The sequence below is a fragment of the Mesorhizobium sp. M7A.F.Ca.US.002.01.1.1 genome, assembly GCF_004022955.1.
GTDB classification, from domain to species: domain Bacteria; phylum Pseudomonadota; class Alphaproteobacteria; order Rhizobiales; family Rhizobiaceae; genus Mesorhizobium; species Mesorhizobium ciceri.
The window spans coordinates 1-10,712 of sequence record NZ_RZQE01000190.1; the positions used below are offsets into that span (position 1 = coordinate 1).

Below are 10,712 nucleotides of genomic sequence, written 5' to 3' on the forward strand. Positions count from 1 at the left end.
GCCAGGTAGAACATCATGATCTTGGGATTGCCGAGCGTCACCGCCATGCCGGCGAAGAACAGTTTTATCGCCGAATCCTCGCGCGGCATCTCGCCCTCTTTTGCATCGACAGGCGCGGTCCACATCTTCCAGGCGAGGTAAGCGAGATAGGCAACGCCGACCCATTTCACCACGACGAAGGCGAAATGGAAGGTCTGCGCCACGACAGCCAGCCCGAACACCGCCAGCGATAGCCAGATGCCCTCGCCGATCCACATGGCGAGCAGGAACGGGAACACGTCGCGAAACCCTTTCGAGATGACGCGGGCGACAAGCGCCGCGATCGATGGCCCAGGCGAGCCCGCGGCAACGAACAGAGCGGCGGCGAAAATCAGGAGCGAGGTGGGGTGCATAACCGGGTCTCTGGTTGAAAACCTTCGATTTCGGATATTAACGCAAGTGGCTCGGCTGCGGTAGCACCGACAAAAGACCCTTGTCGGTCCGGCATGTCGCGGCTAGAAAGGCCATCGCGAAACAATTTTGAGCTTCACTTTGCCTACGTAACCGCCGGTCTCGCCAACTCCCCCGACACACTGCATGACACCGCATTTGCGGTATCTGTTTTCATTTTCATGTGTTCTTCTGGGCGGCGGTTCGAGACCGGTTTGGCACTGCTGAACCGTTGTTGCGCGCTGCCGCCCGTGACATCCGATTTCCAATCATAGCAAGCGACCGCCACGCCGCGCCCGCATGGGCATCTCGACATCGCCGGCCTGATGAACTTCCCGACGGGAAGGGCTTATCGGCATGTCTGGACTTCTGCGTATCCACTGGGCAATCGCACCCCAGACCGCACCTCGACCGCTCATCAATTGCAACCGCTGCGGCACCGTGAGGGCCTATTGCAGCAGCGGAAAGTTCCGCGTCAACGCCAGTGGCAAACGCATCGACGTGTGGCTGATCTATCGCTGCATCGACTGCGACAATTCCTGGAATTTCGGCATTTTTGAACGCTGCAACCGCCGCGACATCGACCCGGCGCTGCTGGCGGCGCTCGAAAGCAACGATCCTGCACTCGCTCACCGTCATGCCTTCGATGCGGTGGCGTTGCGCAACCGGATCGGGCGCGTCGAGGAGTTCTCCGATGTCAGCGTTCACAAGCGCAGGCTCGGCGACACCAGGGAAGCCGCGACCGTGTTGGAACTCCAGCTTGGGCTCGAAATGCCGACATCGCTGCGGCTCGACCGGCTGCTCGCAAGTGAACTCTGCATCTCGCGATCACGGCTTCAGGCGCTGGAGGAGAAGCGGCTGCTCATCGTTGACCCGGATGGAGCAAAGGCCCTGCGCAAGCCGGCCCGTGCGAGAAACACGATCCGCATCGATCTGGCCGGCGAGGCCGATCGGCAGGCCATCATCGCGGCTGCCGGTGGATGAACGAAAAAGGGGCGGAACACTGGTTGCTCCGCCCCTCTCCGCTGTTGGAAAAAATAAGAGCTTACGCCGCGCCGACCACCTTGGACGACTTCTCGAACCGCTTGCGCTCGTTCGGATCGAGATAGAGCTTGCGCAGCCGAATGGTCTTCGGCGTCACTTCGACCAGCTCGTCGTCCTGGATCCAGGCCAGCGCGCGTTCCAGCGTCATGCGGATCGGCGGGGTCAGCTTGACCGCCTCGTCCTTGCCGGCGGCACGGATGTTGGTCAGCTTCTTGCCCTTGAGCACGTTCACTTCAAGGTCATTGTCGCGGCTATGGATGCCGATGATCATGCCCTGATACACCTTGACGCCCGGATCGATGACCATCGGGCCGCGATCTTCCAGGTTCCACATGGCGTAGGCGACCGATTCGCCCTGTTCGTTGGAAATCAGCACGCCATTGGTGCGGCCTGGCAGCTCGCCCTTGTAGGGCTCATAGGCATGGAAAAGCCGGTTCATCACGGCGGTGCCGCGCGTGTCGGTCAAAAGCTCCGACTGGTAGCCGATCAGGCCACGGGTCGGCGCATGGAAGACAATGCGCTGACGATTGCCGCCGGATGGGCGCAGTTCGACCATCTCGGCCTTGCGCTCGGACATCTTCTGCACGACGACGCCGGCATGCTCCTCGTCGACGTCGATGACGACTTCTTCGACCGGCTCCAGCAATTCGCCATTCTCGCCCTTCTGCATGACGACGCGCGGACGCGACACGGCGATTTCAAAGCCTTCGCGCCGCATCGTCTCGATCAGCACGGCCAGCTGCAATTCGCCGCGGCCGGAGACGAAGAACGAATCCTTGTCAGGCGATTCCTCGATCTTCAGCGCGACATTGCCTTCGGCTTCGCGCAGCAGGCGGTCGCGGATGACGCGGCTGGTCACCTTGTCGCCTTCGGTGCCGGCCAGCGGACTGTCGTTGACCAGGAACGACATGGTCACGGTCGGCGGATCGATCGGCTGCGCATGCAGCGGTTCGCTCACGCTCGGGTCGCAGAACGTGTCGGCGACGGTGCCCTTCGACAAGCCGGCAATGGCGACGATGTCGCCCGCCTGCGCTTCTTCGATCGGCTGGCGCTCAAGGCCGCGGAAGGCCAGGATCTTGGAAATACGGCCGGTTTCGATCTGAGTACCGTCATGGTGCAGCACCTTGACCGGCTGGTTGGCCTTCAGCGTGCCGCTCTCGATGCGGCCGGTGATGATGCGGCCGAGAAACGGATTGGCTTCCAGGATGGTGCCGATCATGCGGAACGGACCGGGATGAACGGTCGGCTCCGGCACATGCTTGATGACGAGGTCGAACAGCGGCGCCAACTGCTGGTCCTTCGGTCCTTCCGGATTTTCCGAAACCCAGCCATCGCGGCCTGAGCCGTACAGAATCGGGAAGTCGAGCTGCTCGTCGGTGGCGTCGAGCGCTGCGAAAAGGTCGAACACCTCGTTGACCACCTCGACATGACGGGCGTCCGGGCGATCGATCTTGTTGATGACGACGATCGGCTTCAGGCCGACCTTGAGCGCCTTGCCGACGACGAATTTGGTCTGCGGCATCGGCCCTTCGGCGGCATCGACCAGCACGATGGCTGAGTCGACCATCGACAGGATGCGTTCGACCTCGCCACCGAAATCGGCGTGGCCGGGGGTGTCGACGATGTTGATGCGGGTATCCTTCCAGTCGACCGAGGTCGCTTTGGCCAGGATGGTGATGCCGCGCTCCTTTTCGAGGTCGTTGGAATCCATGGCGCGCTCGGCCACGCGCTGATTGTCTCGGAAGGAGCCGGACTGCTTCAAAAGCTGGTCGACCAGGGTGGTCTTTCCATGGTCGACGTGCGCGATGATCGCGATATTACGGATTTTCATGTTCTGGTCTCGGAAGCGTTGCAGGCAGCAGGCCAAAAGGCGCTGCCTCTTTCGGTTGCGCGGCTCATACAGGGTTTTTCGCAGTTGCGAAAGAGGAGGCGCGTCACCAAATACTCATCAAATCTTAAGCATCTGCGTGTGAGATGATTTTGTTAACCAAGGCGGGAACCCTTCGGGGCCCGGGCAGTTCGAACATCATGACCGACAAACTCAACCGATTCTGGCCGCTCATCGCCTCTGTTGCCTTCGCCGTCCTGCTGGCGGCCAACGCCGCGCAGTCGGCCGCGACGACGAAGGAATCACGGCCTGCCTTGCCGTCAGAGGCACAGTCGGCCGAGCAGATTTTCGCCGACGCGCCCGACGGCGTCGACCCGGTGGTGACCGGCCCGGTCAGCGCCGCCTTCAAGCAGCGGCAGGACGCCGCCAACTGCGACAGCGCCGTCTGGCCGAATATCTCCATGGTCTGCTACCCGGACTAAGACATCGCGCGCCCTAGACGCGCGACACCTTTCCATCAGCGCGCGCTTATGCCGACCGTACCGGGTCGAGCGTCACCTTGTAGAGTTCATTGTCGTCGCGATCCATCAGCCGCACCGTCATCTGCTCGCTGGCGCCTGAAATATCGACCAGTCCGAAGAATTGCAGACCTGCCGACGGCGGTAGGTTCTGTCCCTGTTCGGCGGTCGGCGCCTTGATGAACTTCAGCTCCGGACCGAACGTCATGTCGAAATCGTTCGGCCCGAACGTTCCGGCATGGATCGGACCCGAAACGAATTCCCAGAACGGATTGAAATCCTGGAACTGCGCCTTGTCCGGGTTGTAATAATGCGCGGCCGTGTAATGCACGTCGGCGGTGAGCCAGACGGTGTTGCTGATGCCGGCATTCTTGATGAAGCGCAGCAGGTCGGCGATCTCGAGCTCACGCCCTTTTGGCAAGCCATTGTCGCCATTGCTGACTGCTTCGGCACCAACCTTCTTGGTGCCGTCGTCCCAGACGACGAGGCCGAGCGGCATGTCGGCGGCGATGATTTTCCAGGTCGCCTTCGAATTCGCCAGTTCGCGCTTCAGCCATTTCGTCTGCTGTTCGCCGAGCATGCGCGATTGCGGCGTCATCTCATCCTGCATGTCGGGACCATTGGGGCCGCGATAGGAGCGCATGTCGAGGAAGAACACGTCGAGCAGCGGCCCGTAGGCGATCTTGCGATACACGCGGCCGGGCTCGGAAGGTTCGTAGCGGATCGTCGTCATCTCGTGGAAAGCCCGCGCCGCACGGGCCGCCAGCACGTGGATGGATTTTTCCGTATAGCGGCTGTCGGCGCTGAGATCCTTCGAATCCGACCAGTTGTTCAGGACTTCATGGTCGTCCCACTGGTAGAAAGTCGGGCAGATGGCGCTGAGGCCGAGCACGTTCCTGTCCATCATGTTGTACTTCCACTGGTCCCGGTATTCGTCCAGCGTCTCGGCAACCTTGCGCTTGCCGTCGATCAGCACGACGTTCTTCCACTTGCCGCCGCCGGGCAGGTCGACCTCGTCCTTCATGGCGCCGTCGGCATAGATGGTGTCGCCCGAATGCAGGAAGAAGTCGGGCGTGTGCTTGCCGATCGTGGCGTAGGTCTTCATGCCGGTCTCATCGATGCCCCAGCCCTGGCCGGCGGTGTCGCCTGACCAGGCAAAGCGGATGTCGCGCTTCGAGGCCGGCGCCGTCCTGAAGCGCCCGGTGATCGGCTCGGAAACGGCGTTGATGTCGGCGAGATCGGCTGCCGTCATGCGATAGAAGATATCCTGGTCCGAAGCGAGGTCGGTGAGCAGCCGCTTGACGGTGTAGTCGCTGGCCGGCGACGTATCGAGCGGCGCCAGGCGTGTCGCAGTGGCGAAGTTCTCCGTCGACGACACTTCGAACATGACGCGCGACGGGCGATCGGTGCGCGTCCACACCATGCCGCTGGTTGCGTCGACATCGCCGGACTGGACGCCATGGGTGAAGGCCGGCCGCTGACTGGCGCGCGAATAGTAGGGCAGCGCCAGGCTCGAGACGCCAGCCAGGCCAACGGCGCTGGCGGAGGTGACGAAAGCGCGGCGAGTCATCGAAAGCTTGTTCACGGCTGTCTCCTGGATGGCTTGAACGGTGCCACCAAAATCCAGCGTCAATGTTTCAGGGACATCTCGGGATCATGAAGTTTTTCTGACGATCAACAGGCGGGTGGGCGTTTGCGCGGACGGCGAAGCTGCCGATCTTCCTCCGTGTGGGGGAGATGGCAGCTTGGCCGGTAGCGTCTCTCCCTACGCCGCCTGCGGCTCCGGCTCGAATGCCGGCTTGCTGGTGTTGATCAGCAGCGAGATACAGGCAGCGGCTATTGCCGTCATGCCGGCGATCAGGAAGGCCAGTTCGTAATTGCCCTGCAACTCGCGCATGGTGCCACCGAAGGCGGCGGCGGTCGCCGCACCGATCTGGTGGCCGGCGACGATCCAGCCGAACACGATCGGCCCACTGCGATCGCCGAACGCCTCATTGGCGAGCCTCAGAGTCGGCGGCACGGTGGCGATCCAGTCGAGACCGTAGAGCACGGCGAAGATGATCAGGCTGGTCGCTGAGAAGCCGGAATAGGGCAGGTAGATCAGCGACAGGCCGCGGATGCCGTAATAGACGCCGAGCAGCTTGCGCGGGTCGAAACGGTCGGTGAGCCAGCCCGACAATGTCGTGCCGATCAGATCGAAAATGCCCATCATCGACAGCAGGCCGGCGGCCTGCACCTCGCCGATGCCCATGTCGCCGCAAAACGCGATCAGATGCGTGCCGACCAGCCCGTTGGTGGTGAAGCCGCAGACGAAGAAGGTGGCGAACAGATACCAGAACACCCGCGTGCCGGCGGCACGGCGCAGCGTCGAGAACGTATGCGCCAGAAAGTTGCCCTGTGACGCAGGCGGCGTCGGCGGCACATCGTCAGCCTCGGCGCCATAGCGCACCATGCCGATCGATGCCGGCCGCTCCGGCACCAGCAGCCAGACCAGCGGTATCAGGGCAGCGGTCGCGATCGCGACCGCAATGACAACCGGCTGCCAGCCGCCCGACTGTGCCAGAGCGGCGATCAGCGGCAGGAACACCAGCATGCCCGAGGCACTGGAGGCCGACATCAATCCCATGACAAGGCCGCGATTGGTCTTGAACCAGCGATTGACGATGGTCGCGCCGAGCACGCTGGCGACGGCACCGGAACCAATGCCCGAGAACACGCCCCAGGTGATGAACAGATGCCACGGCTTGGTCATCAGCAGGCTGAGCATGGTCGAGCCCGACATCACCACCAGCGAGGCGAGCAGCGTGCGGCGCAGCCCGATGCGCTCCATCAGGGCTGCGGCAAATGGCCCCGTCAAACCGTAAAGCAGAATGCCGACACCGGCGGCCAGGGAGATGATGTCGCGGCGCCAGCCGAAACTGTTCTCGAGTGGCAGCATCATGACCGAGGGTGCGGAGCGCAGGCCAGCCGCGACCAGCAGGCTGAGGAAGATGACGCCGACCACGACGAAAGCGTAGCGCTGGCCAAAGGGGCGAGATTGAGTTATCATGTTACTGACCGGTACGTTGCAGAGTGGGAACATGTATACGTACCGATCGGTAACATTGTCAATCGAGTCACACGATGCCAACCGACAAAAATATTGAACTGACCATCAGCGACGGTCATGCATCCGCTCCGCCGAAAGCCGCCAAGAAGATCCTCGATGTGGCCTATGACCTGTTCTACCGGCGCGGCATCAGGGCGATCGGCGTCGACGAGATCGTCAAGCGTGCCGGCGTCACCAAGCCCAGCCTCTACCGCAGCTTTCCGTCCAAGGACGAACTGGCCGCTTCCTATCTCAGGCAATATGACCGTGAATACTGGGAGCGCTTCGACGAGGCGGTCGCCGCTCATCCCGGCGACCCGCGCGCTCAGATCAAGGCTTTCCTGACCCGCATCGGCAAGCGCACGCAGGTGGCGGACTATCGCGGCTGCGGCATGACCAATGCGGCGGTCGAATATCCCGACCACAGCCACCCGGCTCGCGTGGTCAGCGAGGCCAACAAGCAGGAACTGCGCCGCCGGCTGCGCGCCATGGCGGCTGCGATGGGCGCGCAAGACCCAGACACGCTCGGCGACGGCCTGCTGCTGCTGATCGAGGGCGCCTATATCAGCGGCCAGTTGTTCGGCCTCGGCGGTCCGGCGCAAGCGGTTGCCCGCAATGCCGACCTGCTGATCCAAGCCAGCTTGAAGAAATAGCGTTTGGCGCTACGCTGCGGCGGCTTGCAACGGAGATTGACCGCCATGCGTGCCATTCTGATCCCGCTTGTCCTGGTCGGTCTCGGTCAGGCGGCGCAAGCCGACGGCATTTCCAGCGCCTACACCGATCTGGATTCGAAAACGGACTGCGTGACCTACGCGCAGGCAGAAGAAGGCGACGGCGACTGGGCCGAACTCGCCTGTTCAGGCTATCGCGGCTATCCCGTACTGATCGCCTATGACGACGCCCGTGAATCGCTGTTCTACGGTTTTCCGCCCGGCGGCGACATGACGACGGTCTGGGAAAGCTTTTCCGGCCTCAATTCGTCCGGAGCCAAAGTCGAATGGCGCATCGAAACCAAGGGCGACACGGCAGTGCCCTATGCCGTCATCCATCGCCGCTCGATCAGCAATCCCGAGGACGAGAAAAAGCCGACCGAGGTGCTGCTCGTCGCCAAGGTCGGCCAGATGGACGCCCGCGACGGCTGCACCGTCGGCCTGGTGCTGGCCACCGGCAATCCCGCCGCCAACGACCAGGCGCGCAAGCTTGCCGACGACAAGGCACGCACCTTCGCCTGCGGCAAGGACAGACACACCGTCATCGGCAAAGTGCCGGCCTTCGGCCGGGTCGACAACTGACGGATCGGGCTACTTGGTCGCCTTGGCCCGCTCGATCGCGTCGACGATCATCTTCTTGGCATATTTGGAATCGTGCCAGCCTTCGATCTTGACCCATTTGCCGGGCTCGAGATCCTTGTAGTGCTCGAAGAAGTGCTGCACCTGCTGGCGCGTAATGTCGGGCAGCTGAGTGTATTCGGTGACATTCTCGTAACGCAGCGTCAGTTTTGGCGACGGCACGGCGATGATCTTCTCATCCTGGCCGGCATTGTCTTCCATGATCAGCACCCCGATCGGCCGCACGTTGATGACGCAGCCCGGCACCAGCGCGCGCGTGTTGCAGACCAGCACGTCGATCGGATCGCCGTCGCCCGACAGCGTGTGCGGCACGAAGCCGTAATTGCCGGGGTAGCGCATCGAGGTGTGCAGGAAGCGGTCGACGAACAGCGTGCCGGCCTCCTTGTCCATCTCGTACTTGATCGGCTCGCCGCCGATCGGCACCTCGATGATGACGTTGACGTCCTCAGGCGGATTCTTTCCGCTGGCTATGGCTTCAATGCGCATGGCTTAAATCCCTCTCTCGATGGACGATCGATAGCGGGCGGCGCGTCATGGTGCAATGCGGCGAATGGTGCTGGGTGCGAATGGAACGCCCAATTGCCGAAAGGCCGGGTTGTCATTCCCAGACGAAAGCGACCTTCTTCAGCGCCTTCTGCTCGAAGATCTCGACGCCCTCGGCGACATCGCGGCCACCGGCGCCGGCATAGAAGGCAAGCGCGTTCTGGTTGTCCTCCAGCGCCCACACGACCATGCCTTTCAGCCCGTGATCGGCCAGCCGCGCCTTGGCCGCCGAAAACAGGCGGCTGCCGAGCCCGATGCCCTGATATTCCGGGCGCAGGTACAATTCGTAGATTTCGCCCTGCTGGCGCAGTTCACGGGCGCGGTTCTTGCCGATCGTCGCATAGCCGGCGATCTTGCCGCCGATTTCGACGACCAGAACGGTGGCGGCGCGGCGAATCGCATTCGCCCACCAGTCGGCGCCTCGACGGTTGATCATCGATGTCAGGGTCCGGTGCGGAATGATGCCGGAATAGGCGCCGCGCCAGGCTTCCAGATGCACCTCGGCGATGGCACTGGCATCGCGCGGGTCGGCTTTCCGGATGTCGATCGTCAGCGTATTCATGATTTGTTAACCATAAACCCGCATCGCCCGATTGCAAGGGTCCGGGCGGCCAGCCGGCTGCTTTCTCACAGGCGATCACCGCGCTGGTGAGGGGCCTTCAAGACTTCTGTGGAAAGGCTCAAATCTCGACGAGATGGTCGTCGAGTTCGTTGCTGTCGCCCGCAGTGACCGGGAAATGCTCGGCCAGCACCGCACCCACCAACTCGATCGCCTTGACGAAGCCGTCGGCAAGCCGGTCGTCGCCGGCATGCGCGGTAAGGTCGCGTACGACGCCGTCCCAGACATGCTGGCCGACCTTGGCGTCGATACCCGAATCGGCGACCACCTCGGCATAGCGCTCGGCGATCGAGACGAAGACCAGCACGCCGGTGCGCGCCGTGGTGCGGTGGACGTTGCGGGCGAGGAACTGCTTGATCGCGTTGGCGTGCGCCGCCTGGTAGCGCAGCCGCCTCGGCACCAAGTGAATGCGCAGGCCGGGCAGCGCCCACAACAAGGCCAGCAGGCAGGCAAGCGCCAGGAGCTGGGCGAGGACGAAATGCGGCAGCCGGATCGACAGCCACCAGGCCTCCAGACCGTAGCCGACAGCCAGGCTGACGATCAGCATGCACACGGTCGCCATGAAGGCGGCCGGGAAGAAATAGCCGTCGCTGGCATGCGCCACGACACAGTAGATTTCGCCGTCGGTTTTCTCCTCGGCGGCGCGGATCGCGGTTGCGATGCGCTCATGATCCTGCGGGCTAATTGGTCGTGTTGCCATGATCTGTCTCACCAGCTTCCTGAAGAACCGCCACCACCCGACGAGCCGCCGCCACCGGAAAATCCGCCACCGCCGGAAAATCCGCCACCGCCGCTTGACCCCGAGGGCCAGCCACTGCCCGAACCCGAAGACCACCCGCCGCCCGACGACGAACCGGTTGTCCAGCCAGTGCCCGAGTACCCGCTCGGCCCGCGGCCATAACGAAACGTCATGCCCAGCCATTTGTACACGCCCGGCGACAATTTCGTGCCGAACATCGGCGGCAGGAACGCCATCGCCATCCCGCCGAAGAACATCGTCGCCCACAGCATCAGGAACACGGCAAAGATCGGATCGATGGACGTGCCGTCATCGGCGGGATTGCGCTTGCCCCGCGCTTCCAGTTCTTCGGGATTGCCCTCCAGCACCATGACCATGTCGTCGACGGCTTTGCTGATGCCGCCGGAGAAGTCCCCGGCGCGGAAGGCCGGCACCATGTCATTCTCGATGATGAGCTTGGTGTGCAGGTCGGTCAGCGTGCCTTCCAGCCCATAACCGACCTCGATGCGCATCTTGCGGTCGTTCGGGGCAACCAGCAGCAGCACGCCATTGTTC

The 10,712-nt window shown here is 62.8% G+C and carries 12 protein-coding genes; 4 read left to right on the top strand and 8 right to left on the bottom strand.

What is annotated here, in order from left to right; translation table 11 throughout:
- The coding region (locus EN932_RS18925) for a LysE family translocator (protein WP_164890537.1) at window positions 1-392 on the bottom strand (392 nt) is incomplete at its 3' end.
- Window positions 393-786: 394 nt separating this feature from the next.
- On the opposite strand from EN932_RS18925, the gene EN932_RS18930 reads away from it, so the two are divergent.
- Entirely contained in the window at window positions 787-1,413 is a 627-nt protein-coding gene (locus EN932_RS18930; protein WP_127368952.1) for a DUF1062 domain-containing protein, read from the top strand.
- A 61-nt stretch (window positions 1,414-1,474) separates the two neighbouring features.
- Here the strand turns inward: EN932_RS18930 and typA are convergent, their stop codons facing one another.
- The gene (gene typA / locus EN932_RS18935; RefSeq protein WP_013529003.1) at window positions 1,475-3,304 is read right to left on the bottom strand and encodes a translational GTPase TypA; all 1,830 of its coding nucleotides are present in this window, start codon (window positions 3,302-3,304) and stop codon (window positions 1,475-1,477) included.
- 197 nt (window positions 3,305-3,501) lie between these two features.
- Here typA and EN932_RS18940 point away from each other — a divergent pair, with 197 nt between their 5' ends.
- Complete coding sequence (locus EN932_RS18940) at window positions 3,502-3,783, top strand: hypothetical protein (RefSeq protein WP_244506871.1); 282 nt, start codon at window positions 3,502-3,504, stop codon at window positions 3,781-3,783.
- Between the two features lie 46 nt (window positions 3,784-3,829).
- On the opposite strand, the gene EN932_RS18945 is transcribed toward EN932_RS18940, so the two are convergent.
- Entirely contained in the window at window positions 3,830-5,404 is a 1,575-nt protein-coding gene (locus tag EN932_RS18945; protein WP_127368954.1) for an alkaline phosphatase, read from the bottom strand.
- Window positions 5,405-5,584: 180 nt separating this feature from the next.
- Complete coding sequence (locus EN932_RS18950; RefSeq protein WP_024504198.1) at window positions 5,585-6,868, bottom strand: MFS transporter; 1,284 nt, start codon at window positions 6,866-6,868, stop codon at window positions 5,585-5,587.
- A gap of 74 nt (window positions 6,869-6,942) precedes the next feature.
- Between EN932_RS18950 and EN932_RS18955 the strand changes: the two genes are divergently transcribed.
- Both EN932_RS18955 and EN932_RS18960 read left to right on the top strand, forming a co-directional pair.
- The gene (locus tag EN932_RS18955) at window positions 6,943-7,560 is read left to right on the top strand and encodes a TetR/AcrR family transcriptional regulator (protein WP_127368956.1); all 618 of its coding nucleotides are present in this window, start codon (window positions 6,943-6,945) and stop codon (window positions 7,558-7,560) included.
- Between the two features lie 45 nt (window positions 7,561-7,605).
- Complete coding sequence (locus EN932_RS18960) at window positions 7,606-8,199, top strand: hypothetical protein (protein WP_027163693.1); 594 nt, start codon at window positions 7,606-7,608, stop codon at window positions 8,197-8,199.
- Window positions 8,200-8,208: 9 nt separating this feature from the next.
- Here the strand turns inward: EN932_RS18960 and ppa are convergent, their stop codons facing one another.
- The 4 genes from ppa to EN932_RS18980 form a co-directional block, all read right to left on the bottom strand.
- On the bottom strand, window positions 8,209-8,742 hold the full coding sequence (gene ppa, locus EN932_RS18965) for an inorganic diphosphatase (RefSeq protein ID WP_127385704.1): 534 nt from the start codon (window positions 8,740-8,742) through the stop codon (window positions 8,209-8,211).
- 112 nt (window positions 8,743-8,854) lie between these two features.
- Entirely contained in the window at window positions 8,855-9,361 is a 507-nt protein-coding gene (locus EN932_RS18970; RefSeq protein ID WP_013528996.1) for a GNAT family N-acetyltransferase, read from the bottom strand.
- Window positions 9,362-9,479: 118 nt separating this feature from the next.
- Window positions 9,480-10,118: a TPM domain-containing protein gene (locus tag EN932_RS18975; RefSeq protein WP_027163695.1), complete on the bottom strand. Its 639-nt coding sequence runs from the start codon at window positions 10,116-10,118 to the stop codon at window positions 9,480-9,482.
- Between the two features lie 8 nt (window positions 10,119-10,126).
- A partial coding sequence (locus EN932_RS18980) for a TPM domain-containing protein (RefSeq protein ID WP_206618945.1) occupies window positions 10,127-10,712 on the bottom strand: 586 nt, incomplete at its 5' end.

What these genes read in the sequence shown, in the direction of transcription:
- EN932_RS18930 (WP_127368952.1), top strand. Translation starts at nt 787, where the DNA reads ATGTCTGGACTTCTGCGTATCCACTGGGCAATCGCACCCCAGACCGCA.
- typA (WP_013529003.1), bottom strand. Translation starts at nt 3,304, where the DNA reads ATGAAAATCCGTAATATCGCGATCATCGCGCACGTCGACCATGGAAAG.
- EN932_RS18940 (WP_244506871.1), top strand. Translation starts at nt 3,502, where the DNA reads ATGACCGACAAACTCAACCGATTCTGGCCGCTCATCGCCTCTGTTGCC.
- EN932_RS18950 (WP_024504198.1), bottom strand. Translation starts at nt 6,868, where the DNA reads ATGATAACTCAATCTCGCCCCTTTGGCCAGCGCTACGCTTTCGTCGTG.
- EN932_RS18955 (WP_127368956.1), top strand. Translation starts at nt 6,943, where the DNA reads ATGCCAACCGACAAAAATATTGAACTGACCATCAGCGACGGTCATGCA.
- EN932_RS18960 (WP_027163693.1), top strand. Translation starts at nt 7,606, where the DNA reads ATGCGTGCCATTCTGATCCCGCTTGTCCTGGTCGGTCTCGGTCAGGCG.
- ppa (WP_127385704.1), bottom strand. Translation starts at nt 8,742, where the DNA reads ATGCGCATTGAAGCCATAGCCAGCGGAAAGAATCCGCCTGAGGACGTC.
- EN932_RS18970 (WP_013528996.1), bottom strand. Translation starts at nt 9,361, where the DNA reads ATGAATACGCTGACGATCGACATCCGGAAAGCCGACCCGCGCGATGCC.
- EN932_RS18975 (WP_027163695.1), bottom strand. Translation starts at nt 10,118, where the DNA reads ATGGCAACACGACCAATTAGCCCGCAGGATCATGAGCGCATCGCAACC.